This window comes from Streptomyces canus (assembly GCF_030815415.1).
Classification (GTDB): Bacteria; Actinomycetota; Actinomycetes; order Streptomycetales; family Streptomycetaceae; genus Streptomyces; species Streptomyces canus_F.
In genome coordinates, this window is sequence record NZ_JAUSWW010000001.1 from 7,043,605 (window position 1) to 7,062,164 (window position 18,560).

Below are 18,560 nucleotides of genomic sequence, written 5' to 3' on the forward strand. Positions count from 1 at the left end.
TGAAATATTCAGGAGCATGGTTGTTTAAGGTACTGAAGTAAATCTGAAAGGCTCCGTCATGATCAACCGCGAGTGGCACCTCCTCTCCCGCCCCGTCGGCTGGCCCAAGCCCGAGGACTTCGCCCTGGTCGAGGCGGAGGTCCGGCAGCCCGCCGAGGGGCAGGTGCTCGTACGGAACAAGTACCTGTCCGTCGATCCGTACATGCGCGGCCGTATGAGCGCCGCGAAGTCCTACGTCGCCCCCTTCGAGCTCGGCAAGGTGATGCAGGGCGGCGCGGTCGGCGAGGTCGTCGCCTCCGAGGCGAAGGGCATAGCCGTCGGCGACCACGTCCTGCACTTCGGCGGCTGGCGCGAGTACGCCACGTTCGACGCCGCGCAGGCCGTGAAGGTCGACCCGGAGGCCGCGCCCCTGTCGACGTACCTCGGCGTCCTCGGCATGACCGGCCTCACCGCCTACGCCGGCCTGCTGCGCACCGCCGTCTTCAAGGAGGGCGACAGCGTCTTCGTGTCCGGCGCGGCCGGTGCCGTCGGCAGCCAGGTCGGTCAGATCGCCAAGCTCAAGGGCGCCTCGCGGGTCATCGGCTCGGCCGGGTCCGATGAGAAGGTCAAGCTCCTCGTCGAGGAGTACGGCTTCGACGCCGCCTTCAATTACAAGAGCGGCCCGGTGAGCGAGCAGCTGCGCGCCGCCGCTCCCGACGGTGTCGACGTCTACTTCGACAATGTCGGCGGTGACCACCTGGAGGCCGCCATCGGCTCTCTCAACGAGGGCGGCCGCATCGCCGTCTGCGGCATGATCTCCGTCTACAACAGCACCGAGCCCGCCCCCGGCCCGAAGAACCTCGCCCGCCTCATCGCGACCCGCGGCCGCATCGAGGGCTTCCTGGTCAGCGACCACTACGACCTCCAGTCCCAGTTCGTCCAGGAGGTCGGCCCCTGGGTCGCCTCGGGCGCGCTGAAGTACCGCGAGACCGTCGTCGAGGGCATCGAGAACAACCTGGAGGCCTTCCTGGGCGTCCTGCGCGGCGACAACACCGGAAAGATGATCGTCAAGGTCTGACATCTTCTGTCGGTTTCCGGCATGCGGTAACTTCTTTCCGAAACCCGTCGTCGATCGTGGGCGCGAGCGCGGCGGACCTAGGAGGAAGACACCGCATGTCCATCCAGCAGACCGACGTCCTCTACACCGCCGTCGCCACCGCCGAGAACGGTCGCGACGGCCGGGTGGCCACCGAGGACGGCAGGCTCGACGTCGTCGTGAACCCGCCCAAGGAGATGGGCGGCAGTGGCGAGGGCACCAACCCGGAGCAGCTGTTCGCCGCCGGTTACAGCGCCTGCTTCCAGGGCGCCCTCGGCGTCGTCGCCCGTCTGGAGAAGGCCGACATCTCCGGCTCGACGGTCACCGCGAAGGTCGGCATCGGCAAGAACGACGACGGCTTCGGGATCATCGTCGAGATCTCGGCCCGGATCCCGAACGTCGACGCCGAGACCGCCAGGGCCCTCCTCGAGAAGGCCCACCAGGTCTGCCCGTACTCCAAGGCGACCCGCGGCAACATCAGCGTGACGCTGGTCTGACCCGTTCGTTGCGTACGACGGAGGCCGCACCCCTGGACGTGGGGTGCGGCCTTCGCTGTTGCCGTCGGTCAACTCGCCAGCGCCGCGGTGTGCACCGCCCTCACCAGCCGGTCGTTCTCCGGTGCCGCCCCGCCCGGGAAGGCGAGCCGGCGCCGGGTGTAGCCGTAGGCGAGGCCGCTCCACGGGTCGGCGAAGGCCTGGGAGCCGCCCGCGCCGCTGTGCCCGAAGGTGCCGGCGCCCAGGAACGGGTGACGGCTGTCGGCGATCGCCTGGAAGCCCAGGCCGAAGGAGCGGTGCTGGCGGGCCACCAGGTCGTAGCCGGTGGAGTGGATCTGGCCGACCTCGGCGATCGTGTCCGGCTTGAGGAGTGGCGGCCGGTCGCCCACCTCGCTGATCGCCGCCGCGTACATTCCGGCGAGCCCGCGCGCGGCCGCCACCCCGCCCGCCGACGCCGGGCCCTTGACCCGCACGGTACGGGAGTTGATGTACTCCAGCAGGTCACCCGGGTCCGGCACGTGTGTGTTGAACGCGATCGACGTCAGAGTGTGCGGGCCGGTGGGGGTGGCATCGATCTCGGCCTGCTGGACGGGGGTGGGGATCATCGGCTGCGCGGAGCGGTACCGCGGTTCCAGGGCCGCGGGCAGGCCCAGGTGGAAGTCCAGGCCGTACGGAGCCCGGATCCGCTCCTCCCACAGCTCCTGGATCGAACGGCCCGTCGCCCGGCGTACGACCTCGCCGGTGAGCGCGCCGATCACCAGGGCGTGATAGCCGAAGGCCGTGCCCGGGCGCCAGAACGGCCGCTGGTCGGCGAGGCGTTCGGCGATCGCCCGGTCGTCGGCCAGCTCCTCCCGGCTGAACCCGGCGTCGAGACCGACCAGCCCGGCCCGGTGCGTGATCAGCTCGCGCAGGGTCAGCGCGCCCTTGCCCTCGGCCGCGAACTCCGGCCAGTAGTAGGTCACCTTGCGGTCCAGTTCGAGCGTGCCGTCCTGGACGAGGAGAGCGGCCACGAGATGCGCGGCACCCTTCGTCGACGAGAACACCGCGTGCAGGGAGTCGGCGTCGTTGCCGTCGCCCGTCCACAGGTCCACGACCCTGCGGCCATGGACGTACGCGCACAACTGGCCCTCGTAGTCGGGGCGTTCACCGGCCACGACCGCGGCGAACTCCTCGCGCACCGCCTCGAAGCCGTCGGCGACGGTGCCGTGTATCTCCTGTGTCATCCGCTCTCCTTGACTGATCTACACCGCTAGCCGGCGTCGGCCACGCGGAACAACGCCCCTGCGACCTGCGGGAATTCTCCCTTCGGATGATCCCGGAAGAGGGGCTCGGTGCCGAACAGGACCGACTGCGGACCGCTGACGACCGAGGGCTGTCCGGCTGCGGCCAGGGGTCCGCCGCCGCCGTCCGCCGACGGGCGCCAGTGCCCGGAGACGAGGGGGTTCCCGGTCGCGTACGACTGCTCCACGCGGACCTGCGGGCCGAGGTCCGTGAACCAGACGGGCGCGTACACGAAACCGTGCCCGGGAGCGCCGGCGGTCACCGGCCCCGAGTTCACCACCCGCACCACACCGTTGGCGTCCCCGTTGCCCTCGACCGGCTTCGCGGCCAGCAGGCCGGTGGCGGTGGCGAGTTCGGCTCCGGTGACGCCGCGCCCGACGAGACCGTGACCGGCGTCGAGGAAGGCGTCCAGGGCCGTACGGGCGGACGGGGTGAGATCGCCGTACTCCAGCCCTGTGGACACGAACAGGACGTCCGCCGACGACCAGTCGAAGCCCGCGTTGGCGGCGGCCGTCGAGACCGGGGTGACCTCGAAGTTCATCTCACGCAGCGCGAAGAGCTCGCCGGAGGTCACGGCGGCGGCGACCCGGGTGCGGTGGAGTGGCTGGGTGCCGGTGAAGGGCGTCGCGTCGAAGGCCACGTCGTACCTCCGGGCCAGTTCGGCCGCCTTCTGCCGCGCCGACGCCGGGACGATCGCGCTGCCGCCGTCGGCTGTCCGCCGTACCGGAACACCTTGCCGGAGAAGGGAGTTGACGGCGGCGATCGCCTGCGGGTCGTCCAGGCGCAGCCGCAGGGTGCCGCGCGGGGCGACGTGGCCGACGGCCGTGGCCTCGCTGACCGATCGCAGCGGAAGGCCCTTGAGGGTCCCGGCCGGCACCGGCTCCACCGTGGCGCCCCACAACCGGCCCAGGCTCCAGCCCGAGATGTCGTACATCACCGAGACCTTGTCGCTGATGTCCCGTCCGTCGGCGAGCAGCACATTGGCCAGGCCCCGCTTGGGCTGGTGCATGTCGACGACGTACGAGCCCTTCGCGTACGTCGTCGCGCCGAGCCGGAAGGCGTGGCTCGCGCGGGTGACGCGGACGTCGTTGGCGAGGAGGTGGTCGACGAGCCGGGCGGTGGCGGTGGCCTTCGTGCCGCCGGGCAGGACGTAGGCGCGCGGGAAGACAGTCGTGTAGACGTCCTCGGGGCCGATGCCGGGGACTCCGGGGACCGTCTCGGAGGAGACGGGGACCTGTGCGGCGCCCGTGGCCCCGCGGCGGAACACCTCGATCTGGTCGTTCACCAGTGCGGTGCGGTGGGCCCGGACGAAGTCGAGCGTGGCGCGGATGGCGGCACCGGCGACGTCCACGTTGACGGCCGAACGGCGCCGCAGCTCCGCCACCGGCAGGCTGTCGTAGGCCGCGTTGTTCACCTGCAACGGGATCTCGACCGTGTGCGCGGCGACCGTGCCGTGGAAGGCCGCGTACTGCGGGGTGAAGATCGGCGGCCAGTCGTCCCAGCCCTCCTCCTGGTCCCGGAAGGGGATCTGCGCGGGTTGCACCCCGTCCTTCGCGGGCGTGTAGCCGAGGCCGTTGACGGCGGCCTCCATGCCGAGGGCGTTGGCGTAGGTGTTCTTCAGGAACAGGTCGTACTCGTAGTTCTCGCCGTGCGGGGGAGTGGTGGGCTCGATGAGGGTGCCGTTGACGTAGCCGTGCAGGTCGAGCATGACGGCGGGCTGCTTGTCGATCTCGATCTGCCGCATCGCCCGTACCTCGGGCTGCGAGGCGGTGACGAAGTCCCGGTTCATGTCGAAGCCGTTGGCGTTGGCGCGGGTGCCGGCGATACGGCCGTCCGGGTTGGCGGTGATGTTGAAGTAGAGCCGGGAGTGGGCGAGCAGGTCCCGGGTCCTGGCGTCCGTGGCGGTGGCGAGCTGCTCGATGAGCTTCAGGGAGGCGTCGGTGCCCTCCCACTCGTTGCCGTGGATGTTGTTGTTGAAGAAGACGGGCGCCTTGTAACCGGCCTTGATCTCGGGCGACTTGGCGGCCTGCGCGGGGGAGTTCTCGATGAGGTCGCGCATCCGCTCCTGGGCGCGGGCCTGGCGGGCCGTCTCGGGCGCGGTGACGGTCACGAGGTAGAGCCGGTGTCCGCCGGCCGACCGTCCGGCGACCTCGACGCTGACGCGGTCGCCGAGGGCCTGGACGGCGTTCAGCTTCGGGGCGATCGCGTGGTACGGGGTGAGCCCGAGCTTGATGGACTTGTCGGCGGGGTTCTCCGGGTCGGGGGAGAGGAACTGCTCGCGGGGGTAGCCGCGGACCGCGCCACCGGCCGCCTGTTCGTCGGCGAGGGCCCTCTCGGCGGCGCTCGCGGGGGCCTGTGCGGCCCGCTGGTCGAGCGGGGCCTGGTCCCGGGTGACGGGCGGCGCGGGTTCCGCGCCGGCCGCGTGCGGGGTGAGCAGCAGTGAGCCTGCCGTGGTGAGGGCGAGGGCGGCGATCAGTACGGGTCTCGCGGGTGCGGTTCTTGTGGTGCGCACGCGTCGTACCTCCTCCGGGAGCTTCCTGAGATCGGTACGGCGACATGTACCTGTTCGACTCAACCGGAACAAGAGGGAGTTCGTGTCACGGATGCCCCGGATGGCGCATCCCGAGGGGCCCGGACGGGGCATGCTGAGCTCGGGACACCCGGCGACGGACCCGGCAACGGCGGCTTGTCCGGCGACTCGAGGAGAGCTCCTCATGGCATCGATCCCCCCTTTCCCCAGCAGGGAAGAAGTGCTACGCATGGCGCGCAGCACCAGCGACATCACCGGCCAACTCCTGGACACGGCCGGGAACATCACGAAGATCGCGATCAACACCTTCGACCCCAGGGACGGTTCCGGCCAGGAGCTGCTGCGGGTCCTGCGCGAGACGACGGCGGAGCTGGCCCAGGCGAGCGCGTCGCCGCAGGCGCAGGAGGCGTTCTACCGGATGGTGGACACCCTGACCCGGCTCGGCACGAGCGGCGCTCCCCTGGCCGTCCACCCGGTCAGCGAACCGGCCCAGGCCCTGCTGACGGCGCTGGGCGACAGCCTGCTGCCGGTGCTGGACGCGGTGGAGCCGGCGGTGGAGGAGTTCGCGACCGCGCTGGGCGACCTGGTGGAGGCGATGTCCCCGCTGCTGCCCGCGGCGGCCGGGCTGGCGGCGGGCACCCTGCTCGCGTTGACCCCGGTGATCCGTACGGCGGCGGAGATCCTCCGCGATTCCTCCCCCGAACTCCGCCGCATCGCCGACGCGTTGACCGCGGCGCTGGCCCCGCTGATGCCGCTCCAGCTCGCCCTGGCCGAACGTGCGGCCGCCGCCGGCGCGGGCGTGGTCCGTGCCTCCCTCCAGCCCCTCGCCGACCTCACGGAAGCGGCGGCGGCGACCACGAAGGCGGCCCGTCCGGTACTGATCGCCGGGGAGGAGCTGCTGGTGGCGGGCCTTGAGCAGCTCCAGCCGGTGCTGCTGGCCGGGGCGTCGCGTGCGGGCCGGGTGGCCCGGGCGGCGGCGGTACGGGTGCAGGCGGCGGTGAGTCCGGCGGATGAGCGGGGGGTTGTGGTGGCGGTGGTGCCGGGGTGATCAGGAGGGGCCCCGCTGAGCGGAGCCACCAGAGACGAGGGCGGAGTTCAGCGGGTTCCACGGCCGGGAACCCTGTCCCCGGCGCCCGATAGAGTTCCCCCATGCGCGATCTTGGGGTGGGCTTCACATACCTGCTGAAGGGCCAGCGATGGGTGGCCCGGCACGGCAAGCAGTACGGCTTCGGGCTGATCCCGGGCCTGATCACCCTCGTTCTCTACGCGGCGGCGCTCGTCTCGCTCGCGGTCTGGGGCGAGGACTTCATCGGCTGGGCCACCCCCTTCGCCGACGACTGGTCCAGCCCCTGGCTCGGCCTCTTCCGCGGTTTCCTCACCGTCGTGCTGTGGGCCCTCGCCCTCCTCCTCGCGGTCCTGACCTTCACCGCGGTCACGCTCCTGATCGGCCAGCCCTTCTACGAGAGCCTCTCGGAGAAGGTCGACCGCGATGTGTCCCCGGACGGCACCGCCCCCGAGTCCGGCCTCCCCCTCTGGCGCGAGCTGTGGATCTCGGGCCGCGACAGCCTGCGGATCGTGGTCCGTGCCCTGCTCTGGGCGGTCCTGCTCTTCGCCCTCGGTTTCATCCCGTTCGTCGGACAGACCGTCGTCCCGGTGATCGGGTTCTTCGTCACCGGCTTCTTCCTCACCGAGGAACTCGCCGCCGTGGCCCTCCAGCGCCGCGGCGTCGAACTCCGCGACCGGCTCGCCCTGTTCCGCTCCCGCAAGACCCTGATCTGGGGCTTCGGCACCCCCCTCGCCGTGGCGTTCCTGGTGCCGTTCGTCGCGGTGTTCCTGATGCCGGGCGCGGTCGCGGGCGCCACTCTGATGGCCCGGGAACTGCTCGGGGAGGAGACCCGCGAGGACTCCGACGACAACGACAACGACACGGAGGGGATCACCTCGTGACCGAGATACTCGCCGTCGCCACGTAGGGGTGCCAGCGACTATCAGACACCTTGATGCTGTGCGGTCAGAAGATCCTCAACAAGTTGAATCCTCCCCTCCTGACGGGAAGGGATTTCTGGCTCAGGCGGCCATCCGGCGCGGCGCCCCGGATGGTCTTACGCCCTCGACACCAGCCGGGTTGAGACCAGCCCGTTGGAGCATCACGTGTGCGGAATTCTTGTCCCGAGGACTCGACACTCCGCACGCGGTGCAGGTGTAGGTGCGCATACCCAGCGGCAGTGCGTGCTTGGCTCTCGCTCCGCACTGCGCGCAGTCCATCGTGGTGTGCGCGGGGTGGACCAGGTGCACGATCCTGCCGTGCTTGCGGGCCATCTCGATCAGGGCCCGTTTGGTGGCGCCGATGGCGGCGTCGGCGGCCTTCCTGGCCATGGTGGTTCTGGCGAGGAACTTCGGCTTGAAGTCCTCGACGGCGATCGCATCGTGGTCGCGGACGACGGACTTTGCCCACTTGCGCCCAGCGTCCCGCCGTTGGCGTGCGATCTTCTCGTAGGTCATTGCCCGCAGCCTCTTCGCCTCCCGGTACCCCCGGGAGGCAGGCTGTCCCTTCCTCGATTGACGGCGGGCCATCATCCGGTCGTACCGGGACAGCTTCCCTTGGGCCTTCCGCCCGTGCTGAGCACAGGGGAGGTCATGGGCGTCAGATGTGGTGGTGGCGGTCTCCGTTACACCCCAGTCGACGCCGATCACGCGGCCGGTCGCGGGCAACGGCTGGACTTCAGCGGGGACGACGAAACTGGCATACCAGTGCCCGAGACCATCCTGATACACGCGCACCGATGACGGATTGGCCGGGAGGTCCCGCGACCACACCACCGTCAGTACGATGCCACCTGCCAGATGCAGCCGCCCGTTCTTGAGCCTGAATCCGCGCCGGGTGTAATTCAGTGTCGGGCACGCTTCGCGCTTCTTCTTGTAACGCGGCATTCCGGCCCGCTGCGGCTGCGGCAGCTGGTTCTTGATGTCCTTCTGAGCCTTGGCCCGGGACTTGCCGAAGTCTCGAATGAGTTGCTGCTGCGGGACACTGGAGCCCTCACACAGCCACGGAGTGGACGCTCGGGCGGCGGTCAGCATCAGGTCCAGCTGCGCCGGACCGCAGGTGCGCTTGTCAGTACCCTCGGGACGGTTCTCGTTCCAGGCGTGAACTTGCTTGGACTTGGCCACGCACTCGTTCCACAGCCACCGGCACCGGTCCCACTCCGCCCACAGCGACGTGCGCGCGGTCGAAGACAGACGAAGCCGGAACGTGAACCGGGCGTGCTCCATCCCCTCGGCCCTCGCCACCACGCCTTGACTCCCTACCCGCGTCCCGGTCACTCAGCACTTGCAGGACGACCGTACGTGCGAGATGCACACGCTTGCCCCCCTCTCCCGTCGTGATCACCCTCTCCGGTGACTGCATGTACGTGCGTTCGTCTGCCTGTTGGGTAGGTGACAGTGCGTTCTGGATGGTTGCCATCGGATTGGATTCTCTGTCCTCGCCCGCAAACGAGGCGCGTCCACCCCGGCGTGAGCACAGGGGGGCATCCTCGACCAGATGACCGGCTCCATCCTCGCCGGACTCGGCGTCAGCCTCGCGTTCGCCCCGTCTCATTGACCGCCACGGTCATGATCGACCGCACCTGGGCGATGATGTCCAGCCGGTTCCGCACGAACTCGGGGTCGGTGACCTCGGTGGTGTTGCCGGTGGCGAACTGGAGCACGGGCGTGTGCACATGCCCACCCGGCAGCTTGTCGTGCAGCCCCAGCCGGTCCCGCAACAGCGTCGCCCGGTAGGCGATCTCGTTCGACAGGTAGTCCCCGCCGCCCCCGGCCCGGGCCGTCGACCCCGCCGTCGGACCGTCGGCCCGTACGACGGGTTCCGTCCCTCCCGCCGGGATCTCGGTCACGCTCGTGTTGTCGTACACGGGGAAGCGCCCGGTGCTCGCCGCCACAATGTCTTTGTACGGCAAGGTCGTCGTCGTCCACTGCGGCTGCGAGGCCGGATCGGTGACGGGGACGGTCTCCGTCCGGGAGATGTTCTCGTTGTCCGGGAACCCGCCCCGCCAGGCCCCGTTGGTCCGCTCGATGTCGAACCGCCCGACCCGCCCCTGGCTGACCGTGGTGAAGAGGTCGGCCTTCCTCAGATACGGCCGCAACGTCCGCTCCACCGTCCCCTCCGCGAAGTCCCGCCAGCGCACGGGGAACACGGCCGTCTCCACCCGCGCCGGCCCCTGGGCCGTCTCGATCACCGTGCCGTCGAGCGCGAGCGCGGTCGCCCCGGACGGATTGGAGATCCGGATGTCCCGGTCCAGCGTGAACGGATCGAACCCGGTGACGAGGATCCGCTTGATCCCCTTACCGGACGGGTATCGGATGGCGGTCTGCCCCCGCGAGGTCCGCTCCAACTCGTCCAGCAGCGCGGCCCGTTGCCCGTCGCCCAGCCCGAACCCCGGCTCCCAGGTCCGCACCTCCCGCGTCATGCCCAACCGCGCCCAGTACAACGGCCGGTCGTCGTCCCGGCTCAGATCACCCCCGGCCGGCCCCCGCCCCTGCGCCCGGTCGACGGCCCGCTTCCACAGCGCGGATCCTTCGCGTACGACGATCCGGCGGGCCTGCGCAAAGCTGTGCGCCGAGCCGAGCTCCCGTGCGAACTCCGGTGCCACGGAGTCGAATCCGGACCGCCGCAGAATCTCCTGCGGCACGGCCTTGTCGAGCCGCTGTTCCTCGACGGTGGCGGTGGGAGCCGCCTCGGCGGTCTGCGCCGGGTGGGGGGCGACCGTGAGCCCGGTCATCAGGGCGAGTCCGAGGACGACTGTCCGAACACGTAGAGCAGCCACGGGAGTTCAGCCTCCGTCTGGTGTGGGGGAGTGGGCTGAAGTATCGCGTGACGGAAGTGGTCTACGCCATGGTGTGTGATTCAGGAAGGGCTCCTTGGGCCCCGAAAGGGGCGCGGGGCTGTATCAATTTGCGGCTACCGCCGCGTGGGCGCGACCAGCCCCCACCGGCGCGCGCTTTCGTCACTGCGCCACCGACACAGCGATCCTCCCCGCAGCCTCCCGCAACGCCCCCACGAACGCCCTCACCGCAGGCACCGCGGAGCGCCCCCGCACGGTCGCCGCGTACACCGCCCGCGCCGGTGCCCCCTCGTCCAGGACCGGCAGCAGGGCGACGTCCGGCCGCACCGACTCCGCCGCCAGCGCCGGGACCAGCGTCACGCCGAGGCCCGCGGCGACGTAGCCCTGCTTGGCGGTCCACTCGGCGACGACGTGTGCGACGCGCGGCCGGAAGCCCTGGCGCAGGGCAGCGTCCAGGAGCGTGCCCTCCGGGCGTGCGCTGCCGGAGATCCAGTCGGCGTCGGCGAGTCGGCCGAGGCGGACCGGACCGCCGTCCGCCAGCGGATGCGCGGCCGGGACGGCGACGTACAGGGACTCGTCGAGGAGGTGGTGGAGGACGTACGGCTCCAGCGGCGTGCCGCCCGTCGTGGACACCACCGCCAGGTCCAGATGCCCGGCGGCGAGCCGGCCCAGGAGCCCGGGGGTGAACCCTTCCTCGCGGGAGACCCGCACGCGCGGATGGCGCTCGCGGAAGGCACCGAGCGCACGCGGCACCAGCGCCGCGTCGGCCGTGGCGAACGCCCCGAACCGCAGCCTCCCGCCCGCCACTTCGCGCAGCGCCGCCAGCTCGCGTCCGGCCCCGTGCAGCGCCTCGACGACGGCCTCCGCGTGCGGCACGAGCACCCGGCCCGCCTCGGTGAGCCGTACGCCCCGCGGCAGCCGGTCGAAGAGCGGGGCCCCGCCCAGCGCCGACTCCAGCGAGGAGATCTGCCGGGACACCGCGGACTGGGTCCAGCCGAGGCTCCGCGCGGCGACCGTGAAGGAACCCCGGTGGGCGACTTCCAGGAAGGCGCGCAGCCAGACGGTGGAGAGATCGGGCAACTCATGCGGAGACGGCATGGGACCCATGCTAGACATTCGCTTGTCGCATCACAGGGGCGGACATAGCGTCGGCGCCATGGAGCACATCGCATTCCTCGGCCTGGGACACATGGGCGCCCCCATGGCCCGCCGACTCCTCGCCACGGGCCACCCGTTGACCGTCTGGAACCGCACCGCCGAGAAGGCCGGACCGCTCGTCGCCGCGGGCGCCGGACTCGCCGCCTCCCCGGCCGACGCGGTCCGGGACGCCGACGTCGTCATCACCATGCTCGCCGGCCCGGACGCGCTGGAGGGGGTGGCAGGGGCGGCCGCGGCAGCCCTGCGGCCGGGCGTCCACTGGATCGAGATGTCGACCGTCGGACCGGATGCCGTACACCGCCTCGCGGCCCGGCTGTCCGAAGGTGTCACCCTCGTCGACGCGCCCGTCATCGGCAGCACCGACAAGGCGGCTTCGGGCGCCCTCGGCATTCTCGCCGGCGGTGACACGGCCGGCGTCGAGCACGTGCTCGCTCACCTCGGCAACGTCACCCGCACGGGACCCCTCGGCTCCGGCGCCGCCCTCAAGCTCGTCCTCAACTCGGCCGTCATCAGCGGGATCGCGGTGGTCGCCGAAGCCCTGCGGCTCGCCGACGCCCTCGGCCTGGACGGCGGCACGGCCCGCACCGCCCTCGCGAGCGGGCCCCTCGCCGGAGTCGTCGCCCGCGCCCACGCCGAGGGCGTGCACTTCGACGCCACGCTCGCGCTGAAGGACCTCGACCTGGCCACGAAGACGGCACGACTGCCCGTCATCGAGGCCGCCTCGGAGCACTACCGCCGGGTCGCCGAACCCGGCGAGGACATCTCCCGGGCCGCGGCCCGCATCCGCACCGCCTGACCTCGCAGACAAGGGAATCCATGAAGGTCACCCTCGACAACCCCGCCTCCGCACCCCAGCCCCTGAGCCCCTACTACTCCCAGGTCGCCCGAGTCGAACAGGCCGACGGCAGCGCCCTGTTGTTCGTCTCCGGACAGATCGCCGAGGGGGAGACCCTCGCCGAGCAGAGCCGAGGCGTCTTCGAGACGATCGACGCCCTGCTGAAGGCCCACGGCGGCACCCTCGCGGACGTCATCAACATCCGCACCTACCTCACCGACATCGACAGGCTCCAGGAATACGGCGCCGTACGACGGGAGTTCCTCACCGGGACCCCGCCCACCAGCATGACCTTCGAGGTACCGAAGCTGTTCCGGCCGCAGGCGCAGATCGAGGTGGAGGTGGTCGCCGCGGTCAGGCCGGGTTCTCAGGGGTCTCGGGGTTCTCGCCCAGCAGGCTGAGGAAGTCCCGGAACGCCCCCGGCATGTCCACCGACTCGGGGTCGAGGAGCCACTGGTACTGGAGCCCGTCCATGACCGCCACCAGCAGCGGCGCCGTCCGCTCGGGCGTCAGCCCGTTCGGCAGCCGGTCCCCGTACTCGGCACGCAGCACCGCCGCCATGGACTCGCGCACCCGCGCATAGCGCTCGGTGAAGTACGCGCGCGCCGGATGCCCGTCCGTCACGCTCTCGCCGAGCAGCGCCGAGAAGGTCTGGATGATGCCGGGCCGCATCGCGTTGTACTCGACGAGCGAGGCGAGCAGGTCGATCCGCCACTGGGTGTCCGGCACCGCGTCCCACTGGTCCCGCTCCTTGAGCACGGCGACCAGCAGTGCTTCCTTCGTGGGGAAGTGGTGCAGCAGCCCCTGCTGGGTGAGCCCGACACGCTCCGCGACGGCGGCGAGGCTCGCCCCGCGGTAGCCGCGCTCGGCGATCACCTCCAGGGCCGCCCGGACGATCTCCGCGCGCCGTTCCTCACTCCTGACCCTGGCGTTCATGGGGTCACCGTACGGCATGACCGTATGTCAAATATAACGGCCAGATAACGAAACCTACCGGTCTACAGGTGTCGGGTGCACGATGGGGGAACGGCACGGACCCGAGACCAGGAGGACCCCATGGCGGGCACCCAATCCACCACTCCCGCGGACCAGGCACGCGAGGCTGCCGTGGAGGCGGCCCTCGGCAAGCTCGACCTGGACGCGAAGGCCCGGCTGCTGGCCGGCCAGGACATGTGGACGCTGCCCGCGCTGCCCGAGGTCGGCCTCGAGTCCCTCGTCATGTCCGACGGACCGATCGGCGTCCGAGGCGTGCGCTGGACCGCCGACGACCCCTCGATCGCGCTGCCGTCCCCGACCGCGCTCGGCGCCACCTGGGACCCCGAACTCGCCCGCCGCGCCGGCGCGCTGCTCGCCCAGGAGGCCCGGCGCAAGGGCGTCCACGTCCTGCTCGCCCCCACCGTCAACCTGCACCGCTCCCCGCTCGGCGGCCGCCACTTCGAGGCCTACAGCGAGGACCCGTACCTCACCGGACTCATCGGCGCGGGCTATGTGAACGGCGTCCAGTCCGGCGGAGTCGGCACCACCGTCAAGCACTTCGTCGCCAACGACGCCGAGACCGACCGCTTCACGGTCAACAACGTCGTCTCCGAGCGCGCCCTGCGCGAGCTCTACCTGCGGCCCTTCGAGCTCATCGTCGAGAACGCCCGCCCGTGGGGCATCATGACCGCGTACAACCAGGTCAACGGCGTGACGATGACCGAGCACCACCACCTCGTGAACGAGATCGCGCGCGGCGAGTGGGGCTTCGACGGCTACAACGTCTCCGACTGGATGGCCGCCCGCTCGACGAAGGGCGCCATCGAGGGCGGCCTCGACGTCGCCATGCCGGGCCCCCGGACCGTGTACGGCGAGGCCCTCGCCCAGGCCGTCCGCGACGGCGAGGTCGAGGAGGCCAAGGTCGACGAGGCGGTACGCAACGTCCTGCGGCTCGCCGCCCGTGTGGGCATCCTGGAGAACGCCGAGCCGGTCGTCACCGAGCTCCCGGACGCGATCGACGGCGAGGCGCTGGCCCGCGAGATCGCCCGCCGCGCCTTCGTCCTGGTCCGCAACGAGGTACGCGACGGGAACAGCGCGCTGCCGCTGAAGCAGGGCACCGTGGCGCTGATCGGCGCCGCCGCCCGCGACGCCCGCGTCCTCGGCGGCGGCTCCGCCACCGTCTTCCCGCCCCGGATCGTCTCCCCGCTCGACGGCCTCACCGCCGCCCTCCCCGAGGGCACCCTCACCTACGCCGTCGGCGCCGACCCCAACACCGAACTCGCGGTCGCCGACAAGGGGTTCACCCTGCGCGCCGTCTGCCGCGACACCGACGGCAACGTCATCGGCACCGGCAACGCCCCGGGCGGCCAGATCCAGTGGATGGGCAACGACCTCCCCGAGGGCGTCACCCACGACACCCTCCACACCATCGAGCTGACCGGCACCTTCACCCCGCGCGAGAGCGGCACCCACACCTTCGGCATCAAGGGCGTCGGCGCCTTCACCCTCACCGTCGACGGCACGACGTACTACGACGACCTCCAGCTCCCCGCCGACACCAGCGACCCCTTCGAGGCCTTCTTCGGCTCCCCGGTGCCGCACGGCGAGGTCGAACTGACCGCGGGCGAGCCGGTCGAGGTCTCCCTCACCTATGTCTTCCAGCTGCCCGAGGGCATCCCGTTCATGGTCATCGCCTTCGCCCTCGCCCACCAGGAGCCGCGGCGCGACGCCGACGAGCTGATCGCCGAGGCCGTCGAGGCCGCCCGGAACGCCGACACCGCCGTCGTCGTGGTCGCCACCACCGACCGCGTCGAGTCCGAGGGCTTCGACCGCGGGGACCTCGCACTGCCCGGCCGCCAGGACGACCTCGTCCGCGCTGTCGCCGCCGCCAATCCGAACACCGTGGTCGTCGTCAACTCCGGCTCCCCGGTCGAACTGCCCTGGCGCGACGACGTCGCCGCCGTACTCCTGAGCTGGTTCCCCGGCCAGGAGGGCGGAGCCGCCCTCGCCGACGTCCTCACCGGAGCCCACGAGCCCGGCGGCCGCCTGCCCACCACCTGGGGCTCCCTGGACGCCGCCCCGGTCACCCGGGTGATCCCCGCCGACGGCGAACTCCCGTACACCGAGGACGTGTTCATCGGCTACCGCGCCTGGGCGAAGGAGGGCCGCACCCCCTCGTACCCCTTCGGCCACGGCCTCGGCTACACCGACTGGACGTATGAGTCCGTCCAGGTCGAGGGCACCACGGTCCGCGTCCGCCTCCGCAACTCCGGCGAGCGCACCGGCCGCGAGGTCGTCCAGGTCTACCTCGCCCCCGCCGACGCTCCCGGCCTCGACCGCCCCGAGCGCCTGCTGGCCGGCTTCGCCGGTGTCGAGGCCGCGCCCGGCGAGAGCGCGGAGGGCACCGTCGAGATCCCGCGCCGCGCCTTCGAGACATGGACCGGGGGAGAGGGCGCGGAGGGCTCATGGTCGTTTGTGAAGGGTTCGTACGAGATCCAGATCGGCCGCTCGATCACGGACCGTCGCCTCACCGCCACGATTAACGTCTGATCCGGGAGCAGGACTCCCCATGAGCAGCCCCGGTCCGGGACCTGACACCCGGGCCGGGGCTTGTGGTTCTCCGGAACCCTCGGCGGGGCCTCAGCGCGTGGAGAACGCGTACACCGTCTCCGACCGGAACACCTCGCCCGGTCGCAGCACCGTGCTCGGGAACTCCGGCCGGTTCGGGGAGTCCGGGAAGTGCTGGGTCTCCAGCGCGACACCCTCGCAGGGCACGAAGGGCTCCTCCAGGTGGTCCGCGGTGTACAGCTGCAGGCCCGGTTCGGTCGTGGACACCGTCAGCACCCGCCCGGTGGAGGGGTCGTGCAGCTCGGCGACCTCGGCCGGCGACCGCGTCAGACCCTTGTCGAGGACGAAGTTGTGGTCGTACCCCGAGCCCACCTTCCGGCTCTCCCGGAAATCGAAGCGCCCGCCGGTCACGTCCTGAAGCACCCCGGTCGGGATCCGGTCCGCGTCGACCGGCGTGAACCGGGAGGCCGCGATCCGCAGTTCATGGCCGCACGCGTCACCGGAGCCGGCCAGGTTGAAGTAGCTGTGGTTCGTCAGGGCGAGAACCGTCGGCGCGTCCGTCACCGCCTCGTACGCGATCCGCAGCGCACCCTCCGCGTCCAGCGTGTACGTCGCCGAGACCTCCAGCCGGCCCGGGAAGCCTTCCTCGCCGTGCGGACTGACCCGGGAGAGCCGGATGCCGTGCTCGACGGGCGCCACGTCCCACACCCGCTTGTCGAAGCCGCGCTCGCCGCCGTGCAGGCAGTTCGGCGCGTTGTTGGGCGCCAGCGCGTACGTCACACCGTCCAGCGGGAAGCGGCCGCCGGCGATCCGGTTCGCGTACCGGCCGATCAGCGCACCGAAGTAGGGCCCGGTGTGCGTGAGATATCCGTCCAGCTCCGCGAACCCCAGCACCACGTTCCCGGTGCTTCCGTCCCGGTCCGGGACCTCGGCGGACTGCACGATCCCGCCGTACGACAGCACCCTGACCCGCACGCCGGCCCGCTCCAGCGTCCAGCGGTGGACCGGGGTGCCGTCGGAAAGTGTGCCGAAGAGTTCATTCATGTTCAAAACTCTAGGTCACGCCTTCTCCGCCGTGACCTCCCGGTAGGCGATCTCGGCCAGCCTGGCCTGCCCGTTCACACTCGGGTGGAACCAGTCGATATGGCTCAGCTGCTCCGTGCCGAACCGGAACTCGTACACCGCGCCCCCGTCGAAACGGCACCGCTCGTCCTTGGCGCAGACCTCCTCCAGGACCTTGTTGTACGCCTCCACCCGGTCCTGCACGGTGTCGCGCCGCTCGGCCGCCGCCGTGTCCACGGCATCCGCGTCGCCCAGCATCGACGGGCATATCCCGAGCTTCCACACCTGCTTGCCCATCGGGTTGGTGCGCCCCTCGGACCACAGCCGCTTCAGGTTCGGCACGCTCGCCACGTACACCTGCGCCTTCGGCGCCGCGTCGCGCAGGGTGCTCATCGCGTCCTCGAACTGTGCCCGGAAGTCGGCCACGGACGTCATCAGCGAGGTGGAGTCCCGGCACGCGTCATTGGCCCCCGCCATCACCGTCACCAGCCCGGGCTTCTTCGCCGCGGCCTGCGCCATCTGCCCGGCCAGATCGCTCATCCGCGCCCCGCTGACCGCGTAGTTCCAGCTGTGGGAGGCCGCCTTCGCCGACCCCAGCAGCCGTACGGCCAGACTGTCGACCTCGGCACGGCTGCCCGTCGCCCAGGAGGCCTCCGGGCAGTCCTGGAGGAGCGAACAGGCGTCGAAGCCGCGGGTGATGGAGTCGCCCACGGCGGCGAGGGAGGACGGGCTGGAGTCCCAGGCGGGCGTCGTCGCACTGGGGGAGGGCTTCGCTCTCTGCGCCTCGGTGCCGGAGCCGGACGGCGCCGACTCGTTGCCGCCGACGGCGTCACAGCCGGCGGCGCCCAGGACGGCCGCCGTCACGACGGCGAGAACGGCACGCGAGTGGTGCCTGCGCTTCCGCATCCCCTGGTGATCCCCTCGGTCGACATGCAATCCCTTGCGAACTTCGTCCCCCTCCATACCAACGCACGGGAGTTCCCGACCTTCACCAGCCGTCGCCGTGCAACGGCTCACACCCCTACTAGCGTCCTGCTGGGTGAATGGCGGGCGTTTCGGGGCACCTGGACCGACGGTACGTCACACTCCTTGCGCCGCCGCACGGTAGCCTCGCCATCAACGTGGCTGCCGCCACCACCGTTCCGCCCATTCGCACAATGGTCCCGCTCTGCCCGGAGGTCCCGGTGACGACACGTGGAGTTCTGTACGTGCACTCCGCGCCGCGCGCGCTGTGCCCGCACGTCGAGTGGGCCGTCGCCGGGGTGCTCGGCACGCGCGTCAACCTCGACTGGATCCGGCAGCCGGCGGCCCCTGGCACCTGGCGCTCGGAGTTCTCCTGGAAGGGCGAGGCGGGCACGGCGTCGAAGCTGGCGTCGGCCCTGCGCGGCTGGCAGCTGTTGCGCTTCGAGGTGACGGCCGAGCCCTGCCCCACCGCCGAGGGCGAGCGTTACAGCTGCACCCCCGACCTCGGCATCTACCACGCGGTGACGGGCATCCACGGCGACATCCTGATCCCCGAGGACCGCCTGAGAGCGGCACTGGCCCGCTCACAGGGCGGCGAGACCAACCTGGAAGCAGAGATCGCCAAGCTCCTGGGCAAGCCGTGGGACGACGAGTTGGAGCCCTTCAGATACGCGGGAGAGGGCGCCCCGGTCCGCTGGCTGCACCAGGTCGTCTAGGAATCCGGACATGCCGAAGGGCCCCCACCGACCGGTGGGGGCCCTTCAGTTGCGTACGGAGG

At 71.1% G+C, this 18,560-nt stretch carries 16 protein-coding genes; 8 read left to right on the top strand and 8 right to left on the bottom strand.

Translation table 11 applies throughout. The features are described 5' to 3' along the window. Positions 1-58 precede the first annotated feature (58 nt). Together QF037_RS32545 and QF037_RS32550 are read left to right on the top strand one after the other, a co-directional pair. Complete coding sequence (locus tag QF037_RS32545; RefSeq protein WP_307031397.1) at positions 59-1,057, top strand: NADP-dependent oxidoreductase; 999 nt, start codon at positions 59-61, stop codon at positions 1,055-1,057. Between the two features lie 95 nt (positions 1,058-1,152). After that, entirely contained in the window at positions 1,153-1,572 is a 420-nt protein-coding gene (locus tag QF037_RS32550; RefSeq protein WP_307031401.1) for an organic hydroperoxide resistance protein, read from the top strand. Positions 1,573-1,640: 68 nt separating this feature from the next. Here the strand turns inward: QF037_RS32550 and QF037_RS32555 are convergent, their stop codons facing one another. Together QF037_RS32555 and QF037_RS32560 are read right to left on the bottom strand one after the other, a co-directional pair. Next, entirely contained in the window at positions 1,641-2,792 is a 1,152-nt protein-coding gene (locus QF037_RS32555) for a serine hydrolase domain-containing protein (RefSeq protein WP_307031403.1), read from the bottom strand. A gap of 26 nt (positions 2,793-2,818) precedes the next feature. Further along, on the bottom strand, positions 2,819-5,362 hold the full coding sequence (locus QF037_RS32560; RefSeq protein WP_307031406.1) for a M14 family zinc carboxypeptidase: 2,544 nt from the start codon (positions 5,360-5,362) through the stop codon (positions 2,819-2,821). Positions 5,363-5,609: 247 nt separating this feature from the next. Here QF037_RS32560 and QF037_RS32565 point away from each other — a divergent pair, with 247 nt between their 5' ends. Continuing rightward, on the top strand, positions 5,610-6,428 hold the full coding sequence (locus QF037_RS32565) for a hypothetical protein (RefSeq protein WP_307031410.1): 819 nt from the start codon (positions 5,610-5,612) through the stop codon (positions 6,426-6,428). A gap of 101 nt (positions 6,429-6,529) precedes the next feature. Beyond that, positions 6,530-7,327: an EI24 domain-containing protein gene (locus tag QF037_RS32570; RefSeq protein ID WP_307031412.1), complete on the top strand. Its 798-nt coding sequence runs from the start codon at positions 6,530-6,532 to the stop codon at positions 7,325-7,327. A gap of 120 nt (positions 7,328-7,447) precedes the next feature. On the opposite strand, the gene QF037_RS32575 is transcribed toward QF037_RS32570, so the two are convergent. The 3 genes from QF037_RS32575 to QF037_RS32585 all read right to left on the bottom strand — a co-directional run bounded on the left by QF037_RS32575 (position 7,448) and on the right by QF037_RS32585 (position 11,328). Further along, the gene (locus QF037_RS32575; protein WP_307037489.1) at positions 7,448-8,650 is read right to left on the bottom strand and encodes an RNA-guided endonuclease InsQ/TnpB family protein; all 1,203 of its coding nucleotides are present in this window, start codon (positions 8,648-8,650) and stop codon (positions 7,448-7,450) included. A gap of 302 nt (positions 8,651-8,952) precedes the next feature. Further along, a complete protein-coding gene (locus QF037_RS32580) occupies positions 8,953-10,203 on the bottom strand; it encodes a pyroglutamyl peptidase (protein ID WP_307031414.1) in 1,251 nt (416 codons plus the stop codon). Between the two features lie 180 nt (positions 10,204-10,383). Beyond that, positions 10,384-11,328, bottom strand: a complete 945-nt coding sequence (locus QF037_RS32585; RefSeq protein ID WP_373463846.1) for a LysR family transcriptional regulator — start codon at positions 11,326-11,328, stop codon at positions 10,384-10,386. A 49-nt stretch (positions 11,329-11,377) separates the two neighbouring features. Between QF037_RS32585 and QF037_RS32590 the strand changes: the two genes are divergently transcribed. Both QF037_RS32590 and QF037_RS32595 read left to right on the top strand, forming a co-directional pair. Further along, positions 11,378-12,175, top strand: coding sequence for an NAD(P)-dependent oxidoreductase (locus QF037_RS32590; RefSeq protein ID WP_307031418.1), 798 nt, complete (start codon positions 11,378-11,380; stop codon positions 12,173-12,175). A 20-nt stretch (positions 12,176-12,195) separates the two neighbouring features. Then, positions 12,196-12,615 (top strand): RidA family protein, encoded by a 420-nt coding sequence (locus QF037_RS32595; RefSeq protein WP_307031420.1) that lies wholly within the window; start codon positions 12,196-12,198, stop codon positions 12,613-12,615. Here QF037_RS32595 and QF037_RS32600 read toward each other — a convergent pair. Beyond that, complete coding sequence (locus tag QF037_RS32600) at positions 12,569-13,168, bottom strand: TetR/AcrR family transcriptional regulator (protein WP_307031422.1); 600 nt, start codon at positions 13,166-13,168, stop codon at positions 12,569-12,571. The genes QF037_RS32595 and QF037_RS32600 overlap by 47 nt on opposite strands. Positions 13,169-13,270: 102 nt before the next feature. Between QF037_RS32600 and QF037_RS32605 the strand changes: the two genes are divergently transcribed. Beyond that, positions 13,271-15,739 (top strand): glycoside hydrolase family 3 protein, encoded by a 2,469-nt coding sequence (locus QF037_RS32605; protein ID WP_307031423.1) that lies wholly within the window; start codon positions 13,271-13,273, stop codon positions 15,737-15,739. A gap of 90 nt (positions 15,740-15,829) precedes the next feature. Here the strand turns inward: QF037_RS32605 and QF037_RS32610 are convergent, their stop codons facing one another. After that, positions 15,830-16,801 (bottom strand): aldose epimerase family protein, encoded by a 972-nt coding sequence (locus QF037_RS32610; protein ID WP_307031424.1) that lies wholly within the window; start codon positions 16,799-16,801, stop codon positions 15,830-15,832. 15 nt (positions 16,802-16,816) lie between these two features. Further along, positions 16,817-17,725, bottom strand: coding sequence for an SGNH/GDSL hydrolase family protein (locus QF037_RS32615; protein ID WP_307031426.1), 909 nt, complete (start codon positions 17,723-17,725; stop codon positions 16,817-16,819). Positions 17,726-18,003: 278 nt separating this feature from the next. On the opposite strand from QF037_RS32615, the gene QF037_RS32620 reads away from it, so the two are divergent. Then, the gene (locus tag QF037_RS32620) at positions 18,004-18,498 is read left to right on the top strand and encodes a DUF3145 domain-containing protein (protein ID WP_307031428.1); all 495 of its coding nucleotides are present in this window, start codon (positions 18,004-18,006) and stop codon (positions 18,496-18,498) included. Positions 18,499-18,560: the final 62 nt, after the last annotated feature.